Source organism: Pseudofrankia coriaricola (genome assembly GCF_032027725.1).
GTDB lineage: Bacteria > Actinomycetota > Actinomycetes > Frankiales > Frankiaceae > Pseudofrankia.
The window spans coordinates 420,560-445,102 of sequence record NZ_JASNFO010000001.1; the positions used below are offsets into that span (position 1 = coordinate 420,560).

A 24,543-nucleotide genomic window follows, 5' to 3' on the forward strand; every position below is an offset into this window, starting at 1 on the left:
TCTCTCGGGCACTCTGGCAGGCCTGCTGCCCAAGGGCAAGATGCAAGGGCAGCGAACGCGGGCAGTGCCGCAGTGTCCTGCCCGTGGCCAGCGACGACGCCCCCGTACGACCGGAGGACCTCGTCACCTTCGGCGAGGTGCGCGCCGCCCTGGGCGTGACCAAGCAGCGGGCGTCCGTCATCACCCGCGACCACCGCTTCCCGCCGCCGTGGTACGTCAGCGCCGATGGCACGGTCCGCCTGTGGCGCCGGGTCGACGTGGAGACGTGGCTGGACGCGAACCGGCCGAACTGGCGGGACCAGGGCTGATCCCACCGGCCGGGCCGAGTGGTGCGGCGGTTCAGGATCGGGTGTCAGTCTCCGGGTCCGGCGAGGCGTGGGTCAGCGCGTCCGACGCGAGGTCTCGCCACTCTTCCGCTTCCCTGCGCAGGGCAGCGGAGATCGTCGGGCTCGTTTCGTTCGCCGCCCGCTGCTCGGCCGCCTGGGCCTGTTCGGTGTAGTAGCCGACCTTGTGCATGGTCATGTCGTGCTCCGTCCATCTCGTGCCTCGCGGGCGAGGCGTACCTGCTCTTGCTGCTCGGGCGTCAGCGTCGACAGGTCGGCGCCCCACTGCTCGGCGTTGTCGGCCTGGTTGGCGACGTTGTCCTCGTGGGCGGCCCTGACCGCGGCGTCGCGGTCGCCCTGGGTGCGTCTCTTGGGTGGCATGGCGGTCTCCTCTCCGGGCTAGATTCGCCCGTCGCGGTAGAGCCGGTCGGCGGCCTGTTCGATGCGGCGGCGGTGGGCACGGGCGAACGAGGCGGCGAGGTCCTCGGCGTGGCCCAGGTCGATGCCGATCTCGCGGCACACTTTCCGGGCGTTGGCGATGTCGTTCGAGCCGTCGAGGCCGGGGTAGCCGGTGATGAGCCGGCCGGCGGCGGCCCCCGCAAGGAGGTAGACGACGAACTCCTGGTCGGTGCCGCTCCAGGTGCGGCGGGTAGCGGTGGTCATCCCGCGCCAGTGATGCTTGGTCTCGGTCACCGTGGCGTGGAAGGTGGTGCCGAGGAAGACGCCGCCGCGGCTGTACTGCCGGCCGGCGGTGACGTGGCCGGCCTCGTGGACGGCGACGATTCGCCGGTGGTCCGGGTCGGCCGGGCGTAGCCAGCTCACCGGGCACCGCCGTAACGGTTGAGCCGCAGCGATGCCCCCATCAGCGCCGCGACCCTCACCGGTCCGCCTTCTGCTCGTCGGTCCACCCGGCCGCGGCCCACCGCCGCCGCGTGCGATCGATGCAGCCGCCGCGGCACCGCCGGCCGTGGCAGCCGCCGATGTGCTCGACGAGGTTTCGGATCTCGACGTCCGCGAGGGTCCGGGCGCCGCGCGCCCGCGCCGCCTCGTCCTCGGCGGCCGACACCGGCCGGGACTTGCCGATCTTCGGCAGACGCATGGCCGCTCAGTCCTCGGCGCGGCGGTGGGTGGCGCGCAGCTGGGCGGAGAAGCCCTTGCCCACCTTGGCGTCGACCTCGGTGTCGGAGACGCGGTCGCCGACCTTCCACTCGACCCATCCCTTGTAGCCGGACTCGCGCAGGTCACGGACGCGTCCGTCGGCCTTGGTCAGCGGCTCGCCCCACGGGTCGGTGCGGCCCTTCGGGTCGGTCTGCTTGTTCTCGTTGTTCCAGACGCTCATGACGATCTCCAATCGGATGTGACTGTGGGTAGTGGTTGTGGGTTGGGGAGGGAGGCGCGGCCCGGTCCCCGAAGGGCTCACAGGGGCGTCTTGGCGCGTCGGTGGGCGATGGGCGGGCCCCCCTCTACGGCCGCTACCTCGCAGGTCAGCGGGCACTACCGGGCCGTCTACGGCCGTAGAGGGGGATGTCTACATGGGGTCGTCGGTGGCGGTGACCGTTGCCGACCTCGGCGAGGCGGGACGGGTAGCGGAGGGCCCCTCTACCGGTCGGGCGGCGAGGACTTCCGGCGGGATCGCGCCCTCGACGTCGCGGAGCAGGTAGCCCGCCCGGTTGACCCCGTCGATCTTGACCTGTTTCATGGTCCGCTTCACGCCCGCGGCCTCGAGGTCGTCGGCCAGCGTGGTTCCGTCCCAGTGGCCATAGGTGTCCTCGTCGAGGTTCACCAGGGCGGCGAGGAGGTCTTCGGTCCAGATCCGGGTACGGGAGCCGAACGCCTCCATGACGTCGCCGATGATCTGGGGGATCACGTAGCCGACCTCGGCCGCGACGGTGCCGATGTCGCCGGTGGCCTGCCCGGTCAGCGTGCCGGCGTCGATCCGGAGCTTCCGGCCGCGCTGGCAGACCACCTCGAAGGCGGGGTTGTCGAGGAGGTCGGCCTTGACCGTGACGAAGGATGCCGGCCCGGTGACGAGCACGCCGACGCCGATGTGGTCCTCGGACAGCATGGAGGCATCCGCGCCGGCCGCGGCCTTCCCGTCGCCCAAGACCATGTCGGAGCTGGTCTTGTCGGTGACCTGCGTGGAGTACCGGAAGGTCACGATCTCGCGGAGCTTCGTTGGCACCGACTTGGCGTCGGGCCGCTGGCTGGCGTAGATCGGGATGAACCCGGCCGCAGGGCCGCGCCGGGCGATCCGCGCGAGCTTCCCGATGATCCGCTTGCGGTCCTGCTCGGTCTCCAGCGCCTCGAAGTATTCCTGCAGCTCGTCGATCACGACGGGGATCAGCGGCAGGTTGTACTTCCGCATGATGGCTGGGGTGAGCTTGCCCTCCGGGCACATCGACGTGGGCAGGCTCGCGAATACGGCGAACCGGCGCGACATCTCGGAGATCAGCTCGTCGAGCATCGCCTCGAACGCTTCGAGGTCGGCCTCGTCGGCACCCTGGACGTAACGATGAAAGACCCCGGCACCTGGGCGGAAGTCGGCGCCGCCCTTCCCGTCGGCGAGGTAGATGCGGCACCACGGGTCGAGCACCGCGGCGGCGACGAGCAGCCGCATCGAGAACGTCTTGCCGCGGCGGGGTAGGCCGCCGAAGAACGCCGATTGCCACAGCAGGCCGATCTCGATCCGGTCTGCGCGGGCGTCGCGGCCGAACGGCACCGCGCCCCAGAAGTCGAACACCTCCAGGTCGACGAGCGGGGAGATCTTCGGCTTGCCGAGGTACGGGTCGTCGTCACACACCCAGAACGCCAGCCGCTTGCCGTTGCCGCCGTCGCCGGCGCGGATGCGGGTCATGATGAGCTGGATCTCGTCGACGCCCAGCTCGGCGGCGATGACGTCCCGCTTCGCGATCGCGTGGGCCGCTGTCTTCCCGCCGCCCAGTGGCAGGTCGAAGATGGTCTGCCAGCCGCGGCCCTGCCGGTCTCGGGCGACCAGGCTTCGCAGGATCAGGCTGGCGTCCGGCTTGAGCAGCCCGGCCGCGCGGAACGCGGCGTTGAGGTGCTCGGGCGCGAGCTCCAGGCGGACGTCCCGCTCGATGCCGTCGAGCATGCTGGGACGGGCCGGGTCCGGGCGGCGCCGGCCGCCGATGGCCAGCGCGCCGGCGAGGACCGCGCCGGACACGATCGGCACGATGTCGCCCGCCATGTACGCGCCGATCGTCTCGCCGATGCCGGTGGTCGCCAGCGCCCCACCGGTGATGTACCACCGCACTTTTCGGTGCTCGCGGACGACGAACACCTCCCGGCCGAGCTTCCCGCTGTTCTCGTCGCGCAGCTCGTCGGCCAGGTCGCCAGCATTGACCCATCGCCACCACCAGCGACCCGACCGCCACGTGCCCCGCAGCACGGCCCCGACGGTCCGCAGCGGTCCGCGGGCGGCAACCCGGCCGGCAACCCGGACGCCGTAGGCGGCGTGCGCCTTGGCGACCGTCCCGTCGCGGGTCCACGCCGGCGCCCGCAGCGGATCGGAGACCAGCGCGACCTGGCGACGAGCGCGCGTCGGAGCGGGAGCCGGCGCGGGCGTCGGGACCAGTTCGGCGGCCGGAGCGGGAGCCGGCGTGGTCGGCATCCACGGCCCGGGTACAACGACACCGGACAGCCCGTCCACCTCGCTCGACGTCTCGGTCACCATGACCCTCCGGTCGCGTCCAGCGGCCAGCTCGAGCCGCCCAGGGGGGCGATGCCGGCCGCAGCCGACACCGCCAGCTCGAGCCGCATGAACCCGTCGACGATCAGGCACACGGCGAGCCCCGCGACCCGCAATGCCAACACCACCCCGGCGAGCAGGACCAGGCCCAGCGCGACCGGCCAGGGCAGCCGCCCCAGGTCCATCCGGATCGACGTCATGCCGCCACCCCCGCCGCGCTGTCGGTGGCGATTTCGCCGAGGTATTTCCGGACGGTGGGCGCGGTCAGCCCGGTGGTGGTGGCGATGTCGGCAGCCAGCTGGCGCATCGACCGGCCGTCGTCGGTGGGGATCGCCGCGTAGGCCTTGGCGACTTCGTGGCGGCCGGTGCCACGCTTCGGCCGCGCCTGCCGGCGGCGACGACGGGTGGCGATTTTCGCCGCCTTGGTAGCCGGTTCGCCGGGCACCTCAGCGGGCCCGTCGGCCGTGTCGCCAGTGGTGGCGTTCGCCGGGTCCGTACGGGCCGCGGGGACGGCGACGGGCTCGGCCTCATCGTCGCCATGCCCGCCCGTCGCCTTCATCAGGGTTACGAGCGCGAACGCGACTACCGGCCAGACCGCCATCACTGGGCGCCACGCCCCGGGGTGGCCGACCAGGTGGCCGTTGTCGCCGTGGACCAGGGCGGCAGTCAGGTTGCACGCCGCTGAGAAACCGAACGCGGCGATGGTGACCAGCACCGGCCAGAACAGTCCGCCGCCGGTGCGCCGGCGGTGGCGGACTTCGAGGACGGCGGCGATCGCCATGGCCTCGCCGGTGCCGGTGATGACAATCGCGGCCCACAGGGGCTGTCCGGCCCACTGCGCGACGGCGGTGGTGTGGACACCGGCGACGGCGAACGCCCCGGCGCCGAGCACGAACGGTAGGGCGCGGCGGGCGAACCGCTCGGCGCGGCCCTTGCGGCGCGGGCGGTCGGGGGTCATCGGGCGTTCTCCTTCGGGAGAGTCCTCGCGCCGGCTCATCGGGCACCGCCGGGCGGGCGTAGGCAGGCAAGGCCGCCTGGACGGCCGCGGCGGGCGGGGCCGAGCTGCGGCATCGCGGCCCGGACCTGCCGGTCAAGCTCCGTCCGGCGCCCCGCCCCCAGGGGGATACCTCGCGCCTTGAAGCCGTGCGTCAGGACGGAGTAGTTCCATGGCGTCCCGGCGGCGAGCGCCGTGGCAGCGACCTCCAGCGCGACCGGGAGCAGTTCCTCCATCGACTTCCATGGCGGCCTGCGGGGCTTGTCCGCACCGGCCAGCATCTTGTACATGTCGCGAGCGGCCTTCGAGAGCAGCGGCCCGACGCTGCCCTCGCGCATGCCGATGATGTGCGCTGTCGCGGCGGCCGACTGTCCCTCGATGCAGCGCAGCTCCAGGACCTGGCGCCGCCGCGGCGAGAGGGAGTCGAGAGCCGCGCGTAGGCGTTCCGACAGAACCGGCCCGTCGGCGGCGTGCGGCGCCGGAAGGAGTAGCGCCGCCGTCATGCCTGCGAGCGCCCTCCCGTCAGCCCAGCGGCTGACGATGTATCGGGTCAGGACGACGGCGACGACGTGGCCGTACAACCAATTGCGGAACGCTCCCTGAGGGAACATGCCGGCCTGGAGCAACTCCAGCGCGCTGGTGAAGACTTCCTGGGTCAGGTCGTCAACCTCGTCCAGGTCGCGGTCCCATACCCGGCGGCGCAGGTGGGCCGCGACGTTGTGGCCGTACCGGCGGTAGAGCTCGCCGTATGCGTCCGGGTCGCGCAGTGCCGACCACACGGCCAGCACCTCGTCCTCGGTGCCCTCCGGCGGCGAAGCGACATCCGCCGCCTCGGGGATCGGCATGTCGATCAGGTCGAAGCCGCGTGGGTCATCGTCGGGCGCACCCGCGGTCGTGATCGTGGGCGTCGTCATCGGGCACCTCCTGCGATGAGACGAAGGTCGGCCTTGTCGGCGTACTCGGTGTCCTCCGCGCCGTCCCGCAGGACGAGCGCGAAGTACCGCACGGGCCCGCCGGGCGGGCCGATCTGGAAGTCGCCCATGCCGCCCGTCTCGGGCACGACGACACCAGTGCGCGTGCCGCCGTTGACGTCGGTCCACTCGACCGCGGCGCCGGGGGCGAAGCGCTGGGCGTGCTGGATGGCGGATGCGGTCATCGCGCACCCCCTGGAATCGCCGCCCGCAGCTCGGCGAGCAGCTGCGCGAGGATGCCGAACAGGTCGCCGACCGCTTCCCGGTATTCCTGGCCGCGCGGGGCCAACCAGGCCGTGAACTCGTCGCGGGTCGGCGGCTCGGGCGAGTACAGCCGCTCAAGCTGCCCCTGCAGCCAGCCGACGGCGTCGTCCTGGCCCGCCAGGTAGTCCGGCCGGTCGTCGTTCTCCATCGCGCGCAGGGCCGCCCCCGCTCGGGCGAGCGGGTCGGCCGCCGGGACGGGCACGGAGCTGGTGCTCATACGGCACCCCCGGCGGCGTCGAGCGCGGCCAGCTGGGCACGCAGCTTGGCGGCCTGACTCGCCCACCAGTCGGGCACGGTCGTGCTGGTCGCGGCGTACCGGTCGGCCTGCGCCAGCTGGGCGGCCAGGACGGTGCGGCGGTCGGGGATCTCGTCGACCACGGCCGCCACCGCAAGCGCGCGGCGCAGGCTGGCCGTGACGGTGCTCTGCGAATAGGCGCCCATCAGGACCGACTCGATCGTGGCGGCCATCAGGCCGAACGCAAACGACTGCCGACTGGCCGGGTCGCCGTGGTGGGCGAGCATCGCCCGCGCGGCGTACCGGTCGGCGGCGGTCAGCGTGACGGCGCTCATGCCGCGCCCCCGGCGAGGTGGTCGCCCTCGTCGCGTAGCCGGCGCCACGAGCCGATGAGCGATCCCCTGTAGTCCCACAGTTCGTCGAGCGTTGCCTCGGGCAGGGTGTCGCCGTCGCGGATCGTCAGGTCGGCGTCGATGATCGCCGCGTCGTGGCTGTCAGCCATAGCGCGCAGGTGGGCGGCCAGGACTCGGCGACTCATGCCGCGCCCCCGATCCGGGCACGTAGCGCGGCCTGCAGGTAGCCCGCCGCCATGTCGTATCCGTCGAGCTGGTGGTCGGCGGCCAGTCGGTCGGCCAGCGGTGCCTCCTCGTCGTCGACCAGGGCGCGCAGGCGGTCGAAATGGGACTCGACGTCGTCCGGGTCGTACGAGGTTCCTGCGGCGCGAGCGGCCTTGCGGGCGTTCAGGTCGGCGGACACGTCGGCCGCCGCGAGTCGGGCGCCTTGGGCCTTCTGCTCGGCGGCGAACCGGTCTGCGAGCGACGCCACCGAGATGGTCGCGGCATCCTCCAGGTTGGCGACCGCGGCGTTCAGGTCGAGGAGGTCGGCGGCCATACGGGCCGCAGGTGAGTCGGCCACGTCGGCGAGCTGGGCGAACGGGTCGGGTGGGATGCTGTTGGTCACGGATCGGGCTCCTGTCGGTCAGGGGTTCCGGTTCGAGGGCCCGTCTCGGAGTTCGCAGCTCCGGGCGGGCCTGTTTCGTTTCTGGGCTGGTCAGGCAGCGTCGGGATTGCCGGGCGTAGGAGCGTGGCCGGTCGCCAGAGCGACCAGGTCACAGCGCCGGAATCGGCGACGACCGGACCCCAGGACCCGCGAGGCGACCAGTTCGGCACGCGCCCAGCGGATCAGCGTGGACTCCGAGATGGGCAGCCCATTGGCCGCCAGTTCCTTGAGTGCCTGACCGGTGGTGAGCGCGAACGACTCCCCCGGCCCGGTCTCGTTCGTCATCTGGTCTCCCGTCCTGGCGGATGTGACGGCTTTGACGGTAGGTCACTGGTTAAGACTGGTCAAGACCAATCGGTAAAGACCAGTACTGACGAGGGGGGCGATCGTCGGTAACGTCTTCAGCCGTGACCCCAGATGGCGACAGGCAGGCTGCGGCGACGTATCTCCGCATCGCCGATGACCTGCGACGACAGATCACCTCGGGGGACCTGGCACCTGGTACCCAGATGCCGTCAGAGCTGAAGCTGACGAAGCTCTACGGCGCCTCGCGGCCGACCGTGCGACAGGCACTCGACGTGCTGCACGGCGAGCAGCTCATCGACAAGATCCCGACCGTGGGGACGTTCGTCCGGCGCCGGCCGGCGCTCACCACCCGCTCGTCGACCCGCTACGCGCGCCAGCCAGGCGAGACGTCACCGTTCGCGCGCGATGCCAAGCGGGAGGGCGCGCGACCGGACTGGGACCACGAGACCAATCGGATTCGGGCCGGCGAGGATGTCGCGGCGCGCCTCGGCCTCGAGGTCGGCGTGCACGTCATGCGGACGCACTACCTGTTCCGCGCCGATGGGCGCCCGATCCAGACGTCTACGAGCTGGGAGCCGTTCGAGATCGTCGGCGGCACGGCTATCGAGGAGCCGGAGGAGGGCCCAGGCTCGCGGGGTGTGGTCGCCCGCTTCGACACCATCGACGTCCGCATCGACCGCGTGGTCGAGCGCGTCCGGGCGCGGCCAGCCACCGAGGAAGAACGGCGCCAGCTCGACATCCCCGAGGGCGTGTGGGTGCAGCAGATCGAGCGCACTCACTACGCCGGCGACCAGGCCGTCGAGACGGCCGACATCACGGTGCCAGCCGATCGCTACGAGCTCGAGTTCGTCATCCCGGTTGAGTAAGACCCTCGGGTCCGGCTGCGTAGGTACCGTCCTCGTCATCGGCGAGCGCGGCGTGCACGGCAGATGGTCCGCCGGTCACGGTCCAACTGGTCGCGGTCGTCGCGTTGGGCCGCAGGGTGGCGGTCGCCATCAGTAGGCCTCCACGCCGGAGTCGAGGAGGCGGGCGAGGTCGGCGAGCATCTCGTTGTTCGCCCTGCGGACGGCGGCCTCGATCGCGGCCGGGTCGGTGGCGCCGCGGGCGTCGACCTCCTGATGCAGGTTGATCGTCGCCGCGCCGCGGCCCCCGGCGCCGGCCGCCGCGAGCGCCCGGGACCGCGAGGCGGACAGGTCGAGCGAGGGTGGCAGCGGGGCGACGGCAGCGCCGCGGCCCTGCCACATCAGCTCGGGTCCGGCGTCGCCGACGACGGTCCAGCCGGCCGAGGTGATGAGACCGCCGTGGGCGAGTAGCGGGATGTCGGGGACGGAGAAGCTGTTGCCACCGATGCCGGGCACCCAGCTCGGGATACTGACGCCGATCTTGCCGATCGAGCGGTTCCACAGGCTGGCGATGGAGTTGAACGCGGACTTGAAGGGTCCGACGATGGCGCCGGCCACGCCGACCAGCGCGGTGCCGAGGCGCCCTGGAATCCCGACAAACCACCCCACGGCGGTCGTTATGCCGCCAGACACGGCGGACCATCCGGTTACGAAGGGTGACGCCAGGGTCGAGCCGATGGAGGCCAGGGCGGAGCCGACGCGCCCTGGGAGCGCAACGAACCACCCGACGGCGGTCGTCACCGCGCCGGAGACGAGGTTGAACCCGATGACGTAGGGCGCGAGCAGCACCTGCGCGATGGAGACGATCGCCGAGCCGACGCGGCCGGGCAGGGCGAGGAACCAGCCGACGCCGGTCTCGACCCAGCCGGAGACGAGCTGAAAGCCGAACACGAAGGGTGCGGCCAGGAACTGACCCACGGAGGCGAGCGTCGAGACGATCATGCCCGGGAGGCTGATGATCCAATTGAGGACGGCGACGCCGGCGGCCTGGATGTCAGACCAGTGCTTGACGATCATGACGACGGCGAGGCCGATCGGGCCGGTCAAGATCCCAAGCAGCAGCGGCCAGTTGCTCCGCACCCAGCCGATCACCGCCGAGGCCGCGCCGGTCACCAGGCTGAAGCCAGACTGGATGAGGCCCCAGGCCTGCACGAACGGCCACGACAGGACCGCGCCGACCTGACCCCAATGGCCGGTGAAGAAGTCGTAGACGACCATCGCCGCGACCTTGATGCCGTTGAAGGCGCCTTGGATGATCGCGCGAGCGGTCTCCGAGTTGCGGTACAACAGCACAATGCCCGCGACCAACGCGAGCACACCGATAATGATCAGCCCTATGGGGTTGGCTGACATAGCCGCGTTGAATGCCCATTGCACGCCGGTCGCGATGGTTGTCGCCACACGCCACGCGACCTGTGCAGCCGTCCATGCCGCCATTGCGATGCGCACTGTCACGATTACCGCCGCGAGCGCGCCGAGGCCGATGAGAAGCGGTTGCACGAAGCTCTGATGGGCCGTGGCCCATTTCACGATGATTCCGCCGACCTCGGTCAGCTTCATCTGGAAATTACGTTTGAATGTTTCGAGCGCTGACGCGGGCGAGGCGCTGATGGTGGCCATCGCGTCCGTCGTCGCACCCTCGACCTGGCCAAGCGCGGACACCGCCTCGGACGGGTCCAGGGCGAACAGTGCGGCGCCCAAATCTTCAGCTTGGGTTCCGAAGAGGGCGGTCGCAGCGGCGGCCTGGGCGACTGGGTCCTTGATCCCGCGCAGCCGGTCGAGGGTGAGGTCGAGCGCCCCGGTGGCGGCTGTGCCGCCCTTGCCGATCTCGGCGGCCATCGCGCCGGCGTCCAGGCCGATCGCCTTGAAGCCGGCGGCCGTCGTGGTGCTGCCGTCGATAGCCCGGATCGAGAATTCCTTGATCGCGTCGGCGACGAGGTCCGAATCGCGCGCGCCGGCCTGTAGGCCCTGGGACAGCAGGCCCGTCGCGGTCTTGGCGTCGAGCCCGAACTTGGACCACTGAACGCTGTACTCATTCAGCGTGTCCAAGAAATCGCCGCTCTTGTCCACCCCGGACTGAAAGCCGCGCGTGATGACGTCGAAAGCCTGGTCGGCGTTGTCGACAAGTCCTGTCTTTATCAACTGGCCGACGCTCGCCGTCACCCCGCCGACGTCCGTCTCGAAAATATCTCCGATGGCGACGGCCTTCTGGCTGGTGTCCTTTAGCCAGGTGGCATTCCCCTCGCCGATGTTGGTGTAGACGCCGCGGATCGCGGTGTTCACCGTTCCCAGGCTGTCGCCCCAGTTGTTGCTGTAGATCGAGCCCGCGATCTTCCCGGCACTCGCCGCGGCCGTCGGGTCCAGGCCGAGCTGAGCGGCCAATTTCGCATTGTCACCGCCAGCGGACAGCGAGCTTTGCACGCCGGCCGCGAGGGCAGCACCGGTGGCGGCACCGATCGCCGCGGACGCGACCTTGACACCCGACCCGATCCCGTCGAGCGCCCCCCGCCAGCCACGGGCCGTCTCATCGGCCCCGCGACGGCCCGCCTCACCGGCATCGTCCAGGCGGCGGCGCAGGTCCTCGGCCTCGGCAGCCGCGCGCCGCGTCGCCTCTTCAGCCTCACCGAGGCGACGCGCGAGGTCCGCGACGTCACCACCGCCGGCGCTGGCCAGCTGGCGGCGCAGTTCCTCCGCTTCGTCGCCCGCCTGCCGCGCGGCCTCTTCAGCGGCAGCGAGCCGGCGCTCCAGCTCGCCAGCACCCTCACCGCCGCCGCGGGCCGCGTCGCCGATCCGGTCGACGTCACCAGCCGCACGGCGAGCCGCGGTACCAACCGCATCGATGTTGACCTGCAGGCGGAGCGCCGCATCCACGGCCGGGCCGAGACCGCGGGCGACCTGGTCGCCGAGCCGGGCCCAGCCTGCATCCATCTGCGGGACGATCCGCACGTAGGCAGACCCGAGGACGTTGACAGCCATGTCAGCGGCCCTCTGCCTCGGCCGCGGCGACCGCTTCGGCGATCAGCTCGTTGGTCCGGGCGCACCACAGCTCAGTCCAGGTCGGACCGAGGCTCAGCCGCCAGCCGGGATTCGCCCGCTCGTCGGCGTCGGGGATCTGCGCGCGAGCGACCCGGCGCCAGGCGCGACTGGCGCGGAGGTCGGTGCGCACCGAGGCCAGGACCGGCGCGAGCGCGGCGGCGTTCACCGTCGCGTGGCCATGCTGGTGGCGCGTGACGTGCGGGCTGATCGCGGCGGTCAGGTCGGCCACGGTCAGCCGGCGCGCCTTCGCCTCGCGGTCGATCTGCTCGCCGAACTCGGCGGCACCGGCGGTCCATCCGAAGAAGAGGTACGCGCCGCCGTCCGGCGTCGGCCAGTGGAACTCCAGCCGCTGGCCGGGGCCGTAGAGGCCGCCGATGTCGTCGGCGGCGGCTATGCGGGACGCGACGTCCGGCGGGGCGCCGAGAAGGGTGAGGGCCACGAGCGAGGGCCTTTCGCGAGCATGCCGAATGGATCGGCTCGCTCGCGGCGGCTACGCCTGCCCGCTTGCGCGTCAAGGTCCGGCTACGCCTGCGACCCTGGCTTTCCTTACTGGATGACTACGTCACCAGCGCCGTGTGGTGATCTGATTTTATCCCAGTTAGATCAGCCTCCATAGTCCGGCGGCACCGGATACGCCGAATCTCCTGTTCGCTTCGGCACGGTCGCCGAGAATCACGCTGTGAAGCGCTATGAGCACCGCGTGGTCACGGCCCGGCCCGACGAGATGGAGCAGCGGCTCGACGAGCTCGGCGCACAGGGGTGGCGTCCGATCGGCATCACCGGCGTCGACCCGCTGACCGTCCTCATGACCAGAACCCCCGAGGCAAGTCCGCGGCCCGAGCTTCGTGTGCGCGTGACCACGACTGACGGGCAGAGCGTCCATGTCGTGGCCGACGGTGCCGACGTCACCGATGGCGCGCTGACGCTGCGCAAGGTTGGCGAAGAGGTCGAGACGCCAACGGGTGAGATCACCGCGCTGGATTGGCACATGGCCGACGTCCGGGCGTATGAACTGTGGACCGACGAGGAGGACGCGGCATTGCTCGCCGGGGTCGAGGCCTCCGTCGGGGAGACGAAGCTGTCGGAGATCCACGGGCGGACAGAGCGGGCGATCCGCACCCGCCTCCGGCGGTTGGAGGAAGCCGCGGGCGACGAGGCGGGCGAGGACACGCTGCCCGTCGGTGGCGGTCCGCCACCAGCGCTGATCCCGGTCATTGCGGAACTCGAGCAGCACCTGCCATGGTTCGCGGGGGCGGACTTCAGGACCCTCGCGCGCACCTACCGGATCTTGAGCGATCTGCCGCCGATCGGCGATGGACAACGGCGCGCACAGACGCCGGATGGCATGTTCGCGGGCCGGAGAAGCTCGGTAGAGGGCGAACCGGCGCTCCTACGCATCGCGGCCACGATCGACAAGGTGCTGAAGTACGCCCCGACGAAGGGCGACGCCGACGCGCTGGAGCGTGCCGCCGAGATCCTGCGCGCCTACCGGAAGCCCGCGAGCTGACCTGGTAGGACCGGCGGGTGCACAAATGGCTCGAACCTGACGGTGTGTCCGCAATCGCCACAACCATCGCCTCGATCCTCGCGCTCGCGAGCCTGGTCTACGTCGCCGTCCAGCAACGTGACATCCGGCGTGAACAGCGCCGGATTGCGACCGAACGGCTGGTACTTGAAAGTGCCGCCCGCCGTGCGCAGGCAGCACAGGTTGTCGCCTACACGGCATGGGAAAAGGCTGGTACTCACTACCCGACGGAACTGGTAGCTGCAGTGATCAACGCAAGCGGCGCCCCGATCTACGACGCTACGGTCATCCCCTGTCTTGACGGGTGCCTAGGAGAGCACGCCCGATGCCCGGTCGTGGCGATCGGCGCACACGACAGCGGGCGCGCCCCTGTCGCCTATAACAGGTTCTTCGGATCGCCCCCGCCGAACCCATTGCCAGACATTCCCGTGATCGTCACCTTCGTAGACGATGCGGGCCTGTGTTGGTACCGCGACGAGCGCGGCCGGCTCCACGAGGGGTCCTACGAGCACCCGGCAGGTACGCCGCTCGTTCCGTGGGACTGACTATGGGCCCAGAAATCGGCGGGCGTCGTTCAGAGTGTCGACCACGGCCCGTCCAGCTACGTGGTCGTCGTACGCCTTGATCCGCGCGTTCCGGTCCGGGTTGGTCGCCGACTCGGTCAACTTCACGGGAAGTGGCCTCATCTCGTCGCGTGTTCGCCACACCAAGGTGCCGACCATCTCCGTGACGATGTCCGCCACGATGTCGCCTAGCACTGGGCCGATCGGGCGGACCAGATCATGGACGAGCACTCCGCGAATAAGGGCGAGACCTTCGAGCACCACGCCATCCGGGTCGGCTGCGGCCCGCCGGTAGTAGTTCTGCGCTCCCTCGCTCTCCCTGAGGTACTCGCGCAGTGAGTAGAGGTGCCCGAGTGCCTCGCGCATCGCGCGGTGCTGCAACCGCTCCGACGGAGCGCGGACGAGTCGCATCCACGCGTCGTCCAAGTCTTCGAGAACTTCCGCGAACAGGTCGGTCACGAGTCCCCCCGATCCGGCAAGTCGGACGACCGGAGCCTATTCGCCACGGGATGGTGCCGAGTCGGACAGCGATGGGTAGGCCAGCCAGGGGCGGCTCGGCGTTCGCCGCTCACGTCGCCGCAGCCACCACCTCGTCGAGCGCCCGGTACACCGACTGGCGTGGGCAATTGAGGATGCGGGCGGCCTCGGAGACGGTCGTGCCCGCGGCGACCATGCGCCGGGCATGGGCCTTCTGCTCCGCGGTGAGCGCCGGCTTGCGGCCGAGTTGGGAGCCGCGGTCGCGGGCCGCATCGAGGCCCGCGCGGGTCCGCTCGCGGATGAGGTCGCGCTCAAACTCGGCGAGCGCACCGAAGACGTGGAAGCAGAGCCGCCCGGCCGGGGTGGAGGTGTCGATGCCGTCGGTCAGCGACCGGAACCCGACGCCGCGTTCCTCCAGGCCGCTGATGACGTCGATGAGGTGGCGCAGGCTGCGGCCGAGCCGGTCGAGCTTCCACACCACGATGACATCGCCCGCGCGGGCGTACTCGAGCATCTTGTCGAGCTTGGGCCGGGTGGTCGTCGACCCAGACGCGGTGTCTTCGAAGATCCGGGCGCAGCCCGCGTCGGTGAGCGCGCGGACTTGGAGGTCGTGGTTCTGCTCGCCGGTACTGACACGGGCGTAGCCGAGGTCTACCATGACCCGATCATGTCCCATAACGGTCATCCCGTAGATGGGACATCGGACAACGTTTTAGGACGCCGTATTGGCACCCAGCGGGGTGGTTGTTGACCATGTCCGTAACCGGCCCTCTACGGACATGGTCACCACGGCGGCCTCGCCACGCTCATACCGGGAGATCCGCGTAAACCGCGAAGTGCACGACCCCGTCCCAGGACGCGTCCTCGGCGCTCACCGGGTACCCGCCCGGTTGGAAGCGGCGCGGACTGCTCGCGCAGGGTCGTGTCGCCAGTTCATTGCCTTCAGGGCCGAGTGCGTCGCACGGGCCGCATCTCCCCGATCGAGGGCGATGTGCGCGAGCCGGACGTGCATGTCGGCCAGCCGGGCGTTGCCCTCGGGGTCGCCCACGGCGCGGCGGCCCGCATCGATGCGGGCCCGCATGGTGGCGGCCGTCAGTATCGGCCGGGTCGCCGCCATCCCCGCGCCGGTCGCCCGCCGCGGCCCGGGGGCGATGAGGGCGACGGGAGCTCCGTGCGCGACGAGCTGGCGGGGAATCGGGAACCCCGGCGTGTTGACCGCGAGGGCGGCGACGAGCTCCAGCTTGCCGCCCAGCGCCCGCCAGTCGCCCGACAGCGGCGAGGCGCGCAGCGTCCGGATCTGCTCCGGCGACGCGTCCGGCCGCAGGGCGCCGGCCAACCAGATTCCGACCTCGTCCTCGCCGGCGGCAACGTCGGCCACGACGTAGCCGGTGTGGTCGTAGTGCGAGACGACGTCACCGACCGGGATGCTCGCCTCGACGGGAGCGTGCCCGGTGCCCGCGGTGAGGTGGCCCACGGGGACCTCCGTCCCCTCGGCGGTAAGCACCGCGCCTGTACGGAACTGCGAGTAGCTCGACGTCGAGCGGGGCGGGGTGACGCAGCGCCCCGACATCCCGGTGTGGCAGGTGTCCCATGCCGCCAAATGCCCGTAGACACGTCCCTCGGCAGTGACGGTCAGTGGCGTCGGCGCCCTCAAGCCAGGATTGGCGAACCATGCCGCGGGCGGCTCGATCGGGGCCGCGGCGGCCGTCAGCGCGCCAACGGGGGCACGCCTAGCCGAGGCGGCCCGGTAGGTGGCCATCCGCTGACGCAGGTCAGCGGCATGAGTCTGCCGACGATCCCGCTCGGCCAGGATGGTGTGGACGGTGGAGTCCAGGTAGGTGATCCGCGAACGGATCGCAAGGCGAGTCGGGGGCATCGGGTCTCCCGGAGTGATCGACGGTGGTTTCAATGATCCACCCCGCGAGGCGCGGCCGGCGCTCACCGGTGGCTCACCGCGGCCGGGTACTCGCCGGACGTCGCGACCGCGTCCGCAAGCCTGCGCAGCTCGGCGGCGACGGCGGTCGGGTCGGAGCCCTGCCCGATCGACAGGGTCACCCGCGGATCCGCCCATGGCGCAGCGGCGACGGCTGCCCCGGTCAGTAGTACCGGAACGCCGGCAACGGATGTGGTGCCGTCCTCGGCCACCCGGGTGCCGTAAGCCAGGGCCGGGTCGACCATGTGTGGCGCGATGTAGGCGGCGAGCACTGCGACGCGGGCACGGTGCGGGGCGGACAGCAGCTCCCCGGCAAGGGTGAGCAGGACGCGGGCCGCCCCGTCGAGCGCCCCGTCGGCCAGACGTACCAGCTCGGCCACCGTGGTGGCGGCGTCGTCGGCCCATTGGCGGGCGAGGTCGAGCAGGTGGCCGCAGGTTTCCCAGCGGACCGGCCGAGAGCCGTCCTGCACCTCGAACCGATCGGCGGTGATGCCGCCGGCGGGCAGCAGCACGGCCGACCACTCCGCGACGCGCCCCGCGTGGTCGGCGAGCAGCGGGGCGGCCTCGGCCGCGAGCTCGGCGGGCAGGCCGGCGAGGCGCGGGTCGACAACGAGGTGGGCGGTCACAAGATCCTCCGGAGGGGTCGAGTTGGTGACAGGTAGGCCGCGACGGAGCTTCACAGGGCCGCCTCCGCGGTAATGGCCTTTGCGAGGGCACGCAGCTGGCGGGCAACCTCGGCCGGGTCGGCGCCGAGGGCGATGGACACGTCGAAGGCGGGGCGCTCGCCGGGAAGCTCGGCCCGGTAGGCGCCGTCGCCGAGTGGGCGGAGCACCAGGTCGGCCTGCGGCCACGGCCCGTTGAAATTGACGTGGACCAGGTAGTCCGAGGGCACCACGTCATAGGCGGTGGCGCCGGCGACAGCCTCGCGCACAAGCTTCTGAGGCAGGCGGGATAGCAGGTCGGCGCCGCCGGCCGACATCTCGGTCACGACACCCTGGCCGCCGTATCGCAGGCCGAAGGCGAGGGGCGTCGCCGGGTCGAGGTGAGGCAGCAGCGGGGCGGGGCGGGCGGTCATCGGGGTGTCTTCCTTCGGGTCGGGGTGAGACGCATCGGGCTCAGTCCTTCCGGGGCGGAGGTGGCGGCGGCCAGGGTGGCGGGAGTGCCGCCGGCGAGGACCACAACGCTCCCGGCCACGGCCACCGGGCCGGGTCGGGGAACGGGTCGATGACGATCGGCTGGAGCCCGGCCTGCGGGAACATCGGCGTGCAGCGGTCGCACAGATGGAGCGCTCCGTCGAGGCGCAGCGCCCCGCCGAGCTGGGCACTCACATCGGCGTGCCAGACCCGCACGGGACCGACGATGTGTACGTCCAGGTGACGGCGGACCAGGGCTGGCAGCGCGTTGCACATGTGGCAGCGCGTTGCGAGCGGGTTGTGGGTCGCCGCGGCGTGTGCCTCGTGGCAGTCCGGGCAGCGGATCTCGGAGGTGTGTGAGGCGCAGAGCACCGGCGTCGGCACGAGCGCGACCCCGGTGCCGCCGTCCTCGCCGGCGAGCTCGGCCAGGTCGGCGTCGAGGCCGGCGCCGATCGCCGCATCGGCGATGTGCTTGCAGGCAAGCAGGCGTTTGCGTCGCAGGGTCCGCCACACCTTGTCCGAGATCCTGGTCGCCCACCCACCGATCGGCGATCTCCGCTGGTCAGGAGACATGTTGATCAGTCCTGTCGTCGCCGGATGGGGGCCCGGCCATAGTGATCGCGGATGACCCAAGATTTTTTAGAACTTCACTCCAGGCCCTCGATGACGCCGCCGTTTCGGCCGTCACCGCGGCCCCCGCCGCGTGGGACACGTCCATTCGTGGATCACGGCGAGGGCGCCGCTCCGGTCGGGCCGGGCCTCGCGTTGGCAGTTCGGACACGCGTATGCGTCGGGGGATCGCAGGCCGTCCCAGGGCGCCATGGCTTCGGTCGGCGCCGCCTTCAGTCCCGCAGCCGAGCTGGCGGTCTCGCGCCGGATCTTCCCGGCGAGCCGGCCGATCCGGGCGTCAGTACGGGCGATCGCGCGGGCGACGACTGGCGGCCGTTCGGGCCGTCGGACCGGCCGCGCCGTCGGACTGCCGCTCACCGCCCCACCGCCCGGATGCCTGCCTCGGCCTGCCATGCAGCCCGGTCGACGGCCAGGACCTCGCGCACGCGGGCACGAGTGGCGGGCGAGGCGGGGCACGCCGCCGCGTGCCGGATGGCCAGGGCACCCAGTCGGTCAGGGACGGCCTCGACCAGGCAGGTCGGGCACGCCCACCAGGCCGGAGAGCGCGGGCCGGACCAGGGCGCGGTGGCCGGCTCGGCGGTCACGAGGTGGCCTCGGCATCCTCGGTGGCCAGCCGGAGCCGATAGGTCGGCCCGTCCGGTGTGGCACCGACGCGCTCGAGGTGGAGGTCGGGACCAAGGCGCGACCCGAAGATGCGTTCCCACTCGACGACGTACGCGCCGCCGCCGGACGGACGGGCGCGGTCGAGCGCGACCTGCGCACGGCGCTGGCCGGTGCCGACGTAGACGTCGAGCAGGCGTTGCGCCGCGGCGCTGGCCTCGACGACGCGGCCCCGGCCGCCGCGGGCCAGGGCGAATGACAGGGGGGCGCCGGTGGCGGCGGTGTCGGTCACGTGGTTCCTCCGATCGTCAGAGCGGCAGGTCGGCGAGGTGGACCGCGACGCCGCCGGCCTCGACGTAGCCGCCGAGGTTCGCCGGGGTCGGACCAGCGGCGCCGAGAGTGAGTCGCGCCCACGAGATCAGGACCCGGTTTCGGGCATCGAGAGCGGCGCCGGCTTCCCGGGACACCAGCGGGTTGAGCGCGTCAGGCAGGGCCGGGTTCCCGTCGGCCAGGTCGCGGGCAAGCGTCTCGACGGCCTCCCACCACTTGTCGACCAGGCCCAGGTAGTCGCGTGCGACGTCGCTGATCGGCCGGGGGTTGTAGATGCCGTAGTGAGTCCGGCCGTCGGCGGTGAACGGCGCGACCTCCACGGAGATCAGCGAGTTGTCTCCCCAGGCGTCGAGGCACTCGATGATCCGGGTATCGCTGGTCTTCTTGTCGTAGGCGTCCAGCGCCCGCTCGGCGCGGCGGTAGAGCTCGCTGCCCGGCTCCAGGCCGTGCAGTCGGGGGTCCGTGTAGGTGATGGTCTCGGTCGTCATGACCGGTCCTCTCGGGTGGCGGGGTCGGGTCGGTCGGATAGCGCGCCCGCTGGCGGTCCGCGCGCCGCGGCCGTCGGGGCGCTCACGCCGACCTCCCGACCAGCTCGCCGCGAGATCGCGCGGCGGCTCGGCGTCGGAGCTCGCGGCGGCCGGCCTCGTGGTGGCGGGTCGAGCACCAGCCCAGCGGAGGGCCGATCTTCGGGTCGGCCGGCTTGCCGCACCACCAGCACGAGCGCGGCGGACACCAGGCGGACACCACGGGGCGAGGCTGCCGGGGCGGCTTGCCCTCACCGGGGCACGAGGTGCTGCCGCCGACGCGATGCCAGCCGACGTTGCCGTCGGCGCGGAGCAGGTGGTTCTCGCCGCAGCGCGAGCAGGGCGCGAAGCCTGGCGATGGCGTACCGGGACGGGTGGTCACGACGCACCCCGGTGACCTGCACGACGGACCGGCCCGGCGGCCCGGCGGTCGCGTGCCTGGGCGGCGAGGCGGGCGAGCTTCTCGGCGTGCCTGCGCTCCAACCCGGCATCCCGGCGGCGGTTCTTCTCGGCGTAGAGCGCGCGGCGGTCCTCCACTCGCCGGCGAGCGGAGGCGATCTGCTCCGCTACCCGCTTGGCGATGGCGGCCTCGACGTCGGCGGGTAGTGAGGTGGGGGCCGATGCTGCAGGGGCACCAGGGGGCACCGGGGGCACTACTTGCCTACTTCCCCCCGTACGAGGCTCTTGCAAGATATGCGATCTTGACTTTATGTCCGCATTTGCACCGTTCTGCACCCGATTTTCTTGCCTCGCGCGTGCAAAATAGAGAAACGATGCCCCTTCTGCCCCCTGGTGCCCCCGACTGATGCCCCCAAGGGGCATCGCCGACGAGTCGTCGCCAATCACGCGGCTGCCCCCCGTCCCCCAAGGGGCAGCACCGGGGCAGGTTCGCCTCGGTCCGCCGGGGGCGGGGCCACGCCATAGCCACGCCCGCCGATGAGCTCCAGGGCGAGGAGGCCGTACGTGCCCTGGCGCTTGGTCTCCGCGTAGTTCGCCTGCCGGATGCGGGCTAGGAACTTCGGCCGTGACAACGGCTTGAGGCCGTTCTCGTCCGTCCATTCGCGGTAGTTCTCATAGGCGGTCGCCCGCGCCGTCCACGCGCCCTCGTCGCGGTTGGTGCGCTCGTCGAGCCAGGCCTTCACGGGGTTGGACTTGCGCTCGAACTCGTCCTTCGCGGCCTGCCCGCTTTCCGTCACGGCGAAGGTCCGCCGCTCCATCAAGGAGCGAAGCGCGGGCACCGCCGCCGCCGCGATGCCCGCGAGCTCGGCGGACGACTGCATCCGCGGCTCGAGTCCCGGGTTCACCCGGTCGCCGATGTACTTCGGGAAGGGCAGCACCTGCCACCGCTCGGTCCAGCCGGTCGAGCCGTCGGCCGAGCCGGGGATCTCGTTCGCGCTGAACACCATCGAGCACCAGGCGGTGAACGTGAAGGGCTGCCCCCACTTCCGCTCGGCCATGATCTGGTCTTCGCCGGTGATCTCCTTGATCTTGCCGGTGTCCTCGATGAAGGCGGCGTCAATATCCCCGACGATGTTGGCGAGCCGGCCGTACAGCTCGGCCGCGGCGTACTTGTTCTCGGAGAGCGCCCGCAGCGAGACCGACGCGATGTTGCCGCGACCAAGGAGCGCGCCGACGGTCCGGAGCCAGGCGCCCTTCCCGTTCCTGCCGCTGCCGGTCAGCATGAACGCCTTGTGTAGAGGGTTTCCGGACATCAGCAGGTAGCCGATGACTTCCCACATACGCCCCAGGTCGTCGGCGGGGACGACGTCGGCCGCGAAGTCGCGGAAGGTCGGGCACCTGGCACCGGGGTCCCATGGCACGGTGAGCTGCACCGTCGTTGGGATGTCCGGCGTGTGGCGCAGGAGTTCCCCGGTCCGCCAGTCGAGCAGGCCGTTGCTGAAGTTGATGACCTCGGGCGTCGGCTCGCAGCTGATCCGCGGCACATGCCGTTGGATCACCGCCCGGATGTTCGTCTCGTGCGAGAGGCGGAACCGATCGCCGAGCAGGTCGACCACCCTGGCGTGAACCTCGTCCCTTCCCGACGCCCAGACACCGCCGGTGTAGGCCCAGAACTCGCCGTCGGCGCCCCATCGGAGCGGGCCGGCGTCCATCACCATGCGGGCCGCCTGGTCGGCCAGGAGTCCCTCGTCGGGGTCGATGACGGGGCAGGCGGTCACCCTGGCGCGTTTGGGCTGGCCTGCGATCTCCTGGCGCGCCCTCGCCTTGCCCGCGCGGAACATCTCGTTGAACGCAGCCCGCGTGATCAGTCCGGCATTGTCGAGGGCATCGCGGTGCTCGGCCATGACGAGGGCGTCCACCTGGTGGCGGCCAAGCAGGTTCACGTGCGCACGCACCGCCTTGGCGCGCTCCAGGTCGTCGCAGTCGATGCCCTTCAGGGCGGCGATAGCGCCGTCGACGTCCAGCTCGACAGGTGGTGGGGGTTCGGTCTCCCGCATCCGCTCGTCGAAAGCCGAGTCGATTTCCTCGGCCAGGCTGTGACGGTCAGTGGACACGGGCCGCCCTCGGGTTCCGTATCGCGTACACCGCAGCCCCCACGGCGTCGCGTACTGGCATGCCTGCCTGCGCGGCTACTCCGATGAGGGCTTTCACGTCGCTATCCCGGTCACCGAGCCGGCGTACGGCGGAGACCAACCGCCCGCCGACCTTCTCGGGTGGTCCACCGGCGCGGACGAACCGGGCCAGCTCGTCGACATCAGCCGCCGGTGGGTCAAACGGGCGCTCCGGCGCCGGTCGCGGATCGGTCATCCCCTTACGGAGCCCGGACTCGTACGTGCCCTCGAACGAGCGGGACCCTGACGACCAGTCGCCGAACGAGTCGACGGCGGCGGCCAGCTCGCGGCGAACCGCATCCTCGCTGAGGTTGCCGGCCGCCACATGGCGGCCGAGCTTCAGTGCGCTCTCGAAGAGCTGGACGTTGCGGGCACCGGGCGAGGTGGAGCGCAGAGTGGCCGCCTCGTCGGCCAGGGCCGCGCGGCCGTAAGGCGTGCCGTCGGTGGTGGTGCCCGTCGGCGGTAGCGACGTGCGGCGCGGGGGATTCACGGGCCGAGCGACAACGGGCGCCGCGGGTTCCCACGGCATCCGGGCTGCGATCTCCGGTCGTCCTGTGGCGGTGTCGAGCTCGGGGAGCGCCAGGCCGTCGCGCCACTGGTATATCCGGCCGGACAGGTGGTTGGACGGCGGCGCGAGGACGTACCCGCCGCGACCCCGGTAGTCGAGGTGCGGAGGCCAGCCCGATTTACCACCGGTATGGTTCCCGTCGCCGGTCGGCGGGAGGTAGAGATGCAGTCCACCAGCGCGGCCCGTCTCGGCGATGCGCCAGGTGACTGGCGGCATCCTGCCCTCGTCAACGAGGGCGGCCAGCCCGGCATGTCCGTCCGGACCGTCAGCGTCGAGGACGTCGGCGACGACGCCAGTACGCAGGCCGATGTTCGCCAGCGGCCAGCGGCTCCACCACGCGCCGACGACGTCCGGCGCGTTCGTCGCGTCCGTCAGGCCTCTGGGGGCGGCCTCCCGGATCGGGTGCTTGCCAGGGCTGTCGGCGTAGCACCCCGCGCCGTGGTCGCAGGAGCACCGGCCGTCCTGGATCCATCGCAGGGGCAGGACGGGCCACCCGTGCGCGGCGTAGTCGAGCGCGGCAGCGCCCCGCGCCGAGAGGCCGCCCGTCACGATCCCTCCCTGGCGACGACGGGCACAATCCCCGCGGCGAGCAGGCCACCGACCACGGCGCGCAGCGCCCCGGCCGGGCCAATGAGACGTCCGCGCAGCGCATCAAGCGCCTGGTCGAGGGCCGAGTGGGTTGGAACGACCTCGAGGACGCCGTCCGTAACGCCGACCACGGCGGTCGGGCCAGCTGTGCAGCCGTGCAACCGGTCGGAGCCGTCCGCCTCGACGATCGCCATGCGCCACGACGGCGGGGCGAGGTCGACCGGCGCGCGACATGCCGCGCAGGTGAGCGCGGCGGGTTGGCCGCTCACGCGGCGCCCCGCGCGTCGACGACGGTCGTCGGGTGCAGCTCGCCGACCAATTCGAGCGCCTCGGCCATATGGGTGCGGTCGACGCTCCAATGCGCGGGCGACCAGTGGGCGCCCAGGGAGCGCATGGCGTCCCGCAGGTCATTGCTGTAGGGGGCGAAGACCGCGATCTCGCAGTCGGACAGCTCGATGCGAGCGTGCCGCCCGACTGGCCGCGGTAGGCGCGATTCCGGCCGGCGCGGTGGCCTTGCACCCGCCCGGTCTGGCAGACTGGCACCCGGTGGTGGATCGGTGGTGGCCATAGTCGGATGGCTCCCTGATTCTGGGCAGCCGGTTCCCTGGCGGGGGCCGGCTGCCTTGCTGTTTGGGGCCCGTCACCGGCTGGTGAGGCCGGGCACGGGGGTGCTGCTGTCTGCGGCGCGGAGGTGTGGCGGCACTCCCGGCCGGGTTGTGTTGCTGGGCCGCTAGGCGGCCGAAATGATGTCCTCGGGAGGCCGCTCGGCGGGCCGGATACGCACAGCGAGCGCCGGGCCAGGACCGTCGGTGCCCAGCAGGCGCCGCAGCCTGACGATCTGAGCCGGCGTAAACGGCGGCGCCTTCGCGGCAATCTCGCGGGCATAGGCCCGCAGCTCCTCGCGACTCCACTCCCGGCGGGCGGTCACGCGGCTTGCCCGTCGCCAGCGCCGATGTCGAAGAGGTCCGAGACGCGGCAGCGGAGCGCCTGTGCGATCCGCACCTTGTCGGCGGCGGAGAGGTTGCGTTGCCCGCGCTCGACGAGCGAGATCATCGAGATCGAGTAGCCAGTCAGGTCTGCGACGTCGGCCAGGCGCCATCCACGCGTGAGCCGCCATGCACGGAGGCGCGACCCGTGCTCATGGTCTGTGGCCATCTGCATGAATGAGAGTGTGATCGCTGTGCAGCCGCGCGTCAAATTCCAGATGCCCGCGATCATGCCTGTTAGCATGGATAACACCACCGATGATGTTGCCAAGCTGGCCGAGGCCGTTTGACGATGATGTTGGACGTCGTCCAAGATCTCTCGATGATGTCAGAATCGGAACGGTGGATCTGGTCCAAGCTCTGCCCGAAGGCGTCGTGGT

The 24,543-nt window shown here is 71.4% G+C and carries 38 protein-coding genes; 5 read left to right on the forward strand and 33 right to left on the reverse strand.

The window, feature by feature from the left end; translation table 11 throughout:
- Window positions 1-83 precede the first annotated feature (83 nt).
- Window positions 84-308 carry a hypothetical protein gene (locus QOZ89_RS01725; protein WP_312622790.1) on the forward strand — a complete coding sequence of 75 codons (225 nt, stop codon included), beginning with the start codon at window positions 84-86 and terminating at the stop codon, window positions 306-308.
- Window positions 309-339: 31 nt separating this feature from the next.
- Here QOZ89_RS01725 and QOZ89_RS01730 read toward each other — a convergent pair whose 3' ends face one another.
- From QOZ89_RS01730 to QOZ89_RS01800, 15 genes are all read right to left on the reverse strand, one after another.
- Complete coding sequence (locus QOZ89_RS01730) at window positions 340-522, reverse strand: hypothetical protein (protein WP_312622791.1); 183 nt, start codon at window positions 520-522, stop codon at window positions 340-342.
- A complete protein-coding gene (locus tag QOZ89_RS01735; RefSeq protein ID WP_312622792.1) occupies window positions 519-704 on the reverse strand; it encodes a hypothetical protein in 186 nt (61 codons plus the stop codon). The genes QOZ89_RS01730 and QOZ89_RS01735 overlap by 4 nt, the downstream gene beginning before the upstream one ends.
- Window positions 705-722: 18 nt before the next feature.
- Complete coding sequence (locus QOZ89_RS01740) at window positions 723-1,145, reverse strand: hypothetical protein (protein WP_312622794.1); 423 nt, start codon at window positions 1,143-1,145, stop codon at window positions 723-725.
- A gap of 55 nt (window positions 1,146-1,200) precedes the next feature.
- Window positions 1,201-1,422, reverse strand: coding sequence for a hypothetical protein (locus tag QOZ89_RS01745; RefSeq protein WP_312622795.1), 222 nt, complete (start codon window positions 1,420-1,422; stop codon window positions 1,201-1,203).
- A 6-nt stretch (window positions 1,423-1,428) separates the two neighbouring features.
- Window positions 1,429-1,662 (reverse strand): hypothetical protein, encoded by a 234-nt coding sequence (locus QOZ89_RS01750; protein ID WP_312622796.1) that lies wholly within the window; start codon window positions 1,660-1,662, stop codon window positions 1,429-1,431.
- Window positions 1,663-1,851: 189 nt separating this feature from the next.
- Entirely contained in the window at window positions 1,852-4,014 is a 2,163-nt protein-coding gene (locus QOZ89_RS01755) for a cell division protein FtsK (RefSeq protein ID WP_312622797.1), read from the reverse strand.
- Window positions 4,008-4,229 carry a hypothetical protein gene (locus tag QOZ89_RS01760; RefSeq protein ID WP_312622798.1) on the reverse strand — a complete coding sequence of 74 codons (222 nt, stop codon included), beginning with the start codon at window positions 4,227-4,229 and terminating at the stop codon, window positions 4,008-4,010. The genes QOZ89_RS01755 and QOZ89_RS01760 overlap by 7 nt, the downstream gene beginning before the upstream one ends.
- Window positions 4,226-4,987, reverse strand: a complete 762-nt coding sequence (locus QOZ89_RS01765; protein ID WP_312622799.1) for a hypothetical protein — start codon at window positions 4,985-4,987, stop codon at window positions 4,226-4,228. Before QOZ89_RS01765 ends, QOZ89_RS01760 begins: the two co-directional genes overlap by 4 nt.
- Window positions 4,988-5,022: 35 nt before the next feature.
- Window positions 5,023-5,937: an RNA polymerase sigma factor gene (locus QOZ89_RS01770; protein ID WP_312622800.1), complete on the reverse strand. Its 915-nt coding sequence runs from the start codon at window positions 5,935-5,937 to the stop codon at window positions 5,023-5,025.
- Window positions 5,934-6,179 carry a hypothetical protein gene (locus tag QOZ89_RS01775; RefSeq protein ID WP_312622801.1) on the reverse strand — a complete coding sequence of 82 codons (246 nt, stop codon included), beginning with the start codon at window positions 6,177-6,179 and terminating at the stop codon, window positions 5,934-5,936. Before QOZ89_RS01775 ends, QOZ89_RS01770 begins: the two co-directional genes overlap by 4 nt.
- A complete protein-coding gene (locus QOZ89_RS01780; RefSeq protein ID WP_312622802.1) occupies window positions 6,176-6,475 on the reverse strand; it encodes a hypothetical protein in 300 nt (99 codons plus the stop codon). Before QOZ89_RS01780 ends, QOZ89_RS01775 begins: the two co-directional genes overlap by 4 nt.
- Window positions 6,472-6,828, reverse strand: a complete 357-nt coding sequence (locus tag QOZ89_RS01785) for a hypothetical protein (protein ID WP_312622803.1) — start codon at window positions 6,826-6,828, stop codon at window positions 6,472-6,474. Before QOZ89_RS01785 ends, QOZ89_RS01780 begins: the two co-directional genes overlap by 4 nt.
- Window positions 6,825-7,031 (reverse strand): hypothetical protein, encoded by a 207-nt coding sequence (locus QOZ89_RS01790; protein ID WP_312622804.1) that lies wholly within the window; start codon window positions 7,029-7,031, stop codon window positions 6,825-6,827. The genes QOZ89_RS01785 and QOZ89_RS01790 overlap by 4 nt, the downstream gene beginning before the upstream one ends.
- Entirely contained in the window at window positions 7,028-7,453 is a 426-nt protein-coding gene (locus QOZ89_RS01795) for a hypothetical protein (protein WP_312622805.1), read from the reverse strand. The genes QOZ89_RS01790 and QOZ89_RS01795 overlap by 4 nt, the downstream gene beginning before the upstream one ends.
- 90 nt (window positions 7,454-7,543) lie before the next feature.
- Window positions 7,544-7,777, reverse strand: coding sequence for a MerR family transcriptional regulator (locus QOZ89_RS01800; RefSeq protein WP_312622806.1), 234 nt, complete (start codon window positions 7,775-7,777; stop codon window positions 7,544-7,546).
- Window positions 7,778-7,899: 122 nt separating this feature from the next.
- Between QOZ89_RS01800 and QOZ89_RS01805 the strand changes: the two genes are divergently transcribed.
- Entirely contained in the window at window positions 7,900-8,664 is a 765-nt protein-coding gene (locus tag QOZ89_RS01805) for a GntR family transcriptional regulator (protein ID WP_312622807.1), read from the forward strand.
- On the opposite strand, the gene QOZ89_RS01810 is transcribed toward QOZ89_RS01805, so the two are convergent.
- The 3 genes from QOZ89_RS01810 to QOZ89_RS01820 are packed head-to-tail and all read right to left on the reverse strand — an operon-like array spanning window position 8,648 to window position 12,175.
- A complete protein-coding gene (locus tag QOZ89_RS01810; RefSeq protein ID WP_312622808.1) occupies window positions 8,648-8,794 on the reverse strand; it encodes a hypothetical protein in 147 nt (48 codons plus the stop codon). The two genes, QOZ89_RS01805 and QOZ89_RS01810, sit on opposite strands and share 17 nt — an antisense overlap.
- On the reverse strand, window positions 8,794-11,676 hold the full coding sequence (locus QOZ89_RS01815; RefSeq protein WP_312622810.1) for a phage tail tape measure protein: 2,883 nt from the start codon (window positions 11,674-11,676) through the stop codon (window positions 8,794-8,796). The genes QOZ89_RS01810 and QOZ89_RS01815 overlap by 1 nt, the downstream gene beginning before the upstream one ends.
- Before the next feature lies 1 nt (window position 11,677).
- On the reverse strand, window positions 11,678-12,175 hold the full coding sequence (locus QOZ89_RS01820) for a hypothetical protein (protein WP_312622811.1): 498 nt from the start codon (window positions 12,173-12,175) through the stop codon (window positions 11,678-11,680).
- Window positions 12,176-12,415: 240 nt separating this feature from the next.
- On the opposite strand from QOZ89_RS01820, the gene QOZ89_RS01825 reads away from it, so the two are divergent.
- Together QOZ89_RS01825 and QOZ89_RS01830 are read left to right on the forward strand one after the other, a co-directional pair.
- On the forward strand, window positions 12,416-13,243 hold the full coding sequence (locus tag QOZ89_RS01825) for a hypothetical protein (RefSeq protein WP_312622812.1): 828 nt from the start codon (window positions 12,416-12,418) through the stop codon (window positions 13,241-13,243).
- Between the two features lie 17 nt (window positions 13,244-13,260).
- A complete protein-coding gene (locus QOZ89_RS01830) occupies window positions 13,261-13,806 on the forward strand; it encodes a hypothetical protein (RefSeq protein ID WP_312622813.1) in 546 nt (181 codons plus the stop codon).
- Here the strand turns inward: QOZ89_RS01830 and QOZ89_RS01835 are convergent, their stop codons facing one another.
- The 9 genes from QOZ89_RS01835 to QOZ89_RS01875 all read right to left on the reverse strand — a co-directional run bounded on the left by QOZ89_RS01835 (window position 13,807) and on the right by QOZ89_RS01875 (window position 19,415).
- Window positions 13,807-14,283, reverse strand: coding sequence for a hypothetical protein (locus QOZ89_RS01835; protein WP_312622814.1), 477 nt, complete (start codon window positions 14,281-14,283; stop codon window positions 13,807-13,809). It lies immediately after the preceding gene.
- 109 nt (window positions 14,284-14,392) lie between these two features.
- Entirely contained in the window at window positions 14,393-14,959 is a 567-nt protein-coding gene (locus QOZ89_RS01840; protein ID WP_312622815.1) for a recombinase family protein, read from the reverse strand.
- A gap of 213 nt (window positions 14,960-15,172) precedes the next feature.
- Complete coding sequence (locus QOZ89_RS01845) at window positions 15,173-16,177, reverse strand: hypothetical protein (protein WP_312622816.1); 1,005 nt, start codon at window positions 16,175-16,177, stop codon at window positions 15,173-15,175.
- A 62-nt stretch (window positions 16,178-16,239) separates the two neighbouring features.
- Window positions 16,240-16,860, reverse strand: a complete 621-nt coding sequence (locus QOZ89_RS01850) for a hypothetical protein (protein WP_312622817.1) — start codon at window positions 16,858-16,860, stop codon at window positions 16,240-16,242.
- Between the two features lie 50 nt (window positions 16,861-16,910).
- The gene (locus QOZ89_RS01855; protein WP_312622818.1) at window positions 16,911-17,309 is read right to left on the reverse strand and encodes a hypothetical protein; all 399 of its coding nucleotides are present in this window, start codon (window positions 17,307-17,309) and stop codon (window positions 16,911-16,913) included.
- Window positions 17,310-17,349: 40 nt separating this feature from the next.
- Window positions 17,350-17,940 (reverse strand): hypothetical protein, encoded by a 591-nt coding sequence (locus QOZ89_RS01860; RefSeq protein ID WP_312622819.1) that lies wholly within the window; start codon window positions 17,938-17,940, stop codon window positions 17,350-17,352.
- Between the two features lie 410 nt (window positions 17,941-18,350).
- Window positions 18,351-18,581: a hypothetical protein gene (locus QOZ89_RS01865; protein ID WP_312622820.1), complete on the reverse strand. Its 231-nt coding sequence runs from the start codon at window positions 18,579-18,581 to the stop codon at window positions 18,351-18,353.
- A complete protein-coding gene (locus tag QOZ89_RS01870) occupies window positions 18,578-18,889 on the reverse strand; it encodes a hypothetical protein (RefSeq protein ID WP_312622821.1) in 312 nt (103 codons plus the stop codon). The genes QOZ89_RS01865 and QOZ89_RS01870 overlap by 4 nt, the downstream gene beginning before the upstream one ends.
- A gap of 16 nt (window positions 18,890-18,905) precedes the next feature.
- Window positions 18,906-19,415 carry a hypothetical protein gene (locus QOZ89_RS01875; protein WP_312622822.1) on the reverse strand — a complete coding sequence of 170 codons (510 nt, stop codon included), beginning with the start codon at window positions 19,413-19,415 and terminating at the stop codon, window positions 18,906-18,908.
- Between the two features lie 429 nt (window positions 19,416-19,844).
- Here QOZ89_RS01875 and QOZ89_RS01880 point away from each other — a divergent pair, with 429 nt between their 5' ends.
- Window positions 19,845-20,057, forward strand: coding sequence for a hypothetical protein (locus QOZ89_RS01880; RefSeq protein ID WP_312622823.1), 213 nt, complete (start codon window positions 19,845-19,847; stop codon window positions 20,055-20,057).
- Between the two features lie 236 nt (window positions 20,058-20,293).
- On the opposite strand, the gene QOZ89_RS01885 is transcribed toward QOZ89_RS01880, so the two are convergent.
- The 6 genes from QOZ89_RS01885 to QOZ89_RS01910 all read right to left on the reverse strand — a co-directional run bounded on the left by QOZ89_RS01885 (window position 20,294) and on the right by QOZ89_RS01910 (window position 24,476).
- Window positions 20,294-21,964, reverse strand: a complete 1,671-nt coding sequence (locus QOZ89_RS01885) for a DNA primase family protein (protein WP_312622824.1) — start codon at window positions 21,962-21,964, stop codon at window positions 20,294-20,296.
- Entirely contained in the window at window positions 21,954-23,138 is a 1,185-nt protein-coding gene (locus QOZ89_RS01890) for a bifunctional DNA primase/polymerase (protein ID WP_312622825.1), read from the reverse strand. The genes QOZ89_RS01885 and QOZ89_RS01890 overlap by 11 nt, the downstream gene beginning before the upstream one ends.
- Window positions 23,135-23,446, reverse strand: a complete 312-nt coding sequence (locus tag QOZ89_RS01895) for a hypothetical protein (protein ID WP_312622826.1) — start codon at window positions 23,444-23,446, stop codon at window positions 23,135-23,137. Before QOZ89_RS01895 ends, QOZ89_RS01890 begins: the two co-directional genes overlap by 4 nt.
- Window positions 23,443-23,745 (reverse strand): hypothetical protein, encoded by a 303-nt coding sequence (locus QOZ89_RS01900; RefSeq protein ID WP_312622827.1) that lies wholly within the window; start codon window positions 23,743-23,745, stop codon window positions 23,443-23,445. Before QOZ89_RS01900 ends, QOZ89_RS01895 begins: the two co-directional genes overlap by 4 nt.
- Window positions 23,746-23,907: 162 nt before the next feature.
- Entirely contained in the window at window positions 23,908-24,105 is a 198-nt protein-coding gene (locus QOZ89_RS01905; RefSeq protein ID WP_312622828.1) for a hypothetical protein, read from the reverse strand.
- A complete protein-coding gene (locus QOZ89_RS01910) occupies window positions 24,102-24,476 on the reverse strand; it encodes a helix-turn-helix domain-containing protein (RefSeq protein WP_312622829.1) in 375 nt (124 codons plus the stop codon). Before QOZ89_RS01910 ends, QOZ89_RS01905 begins: the two co-directional genes overlap by 4 nt.
- Window positions 24,477-24,543: the final 67 nt, after the last annotated feature.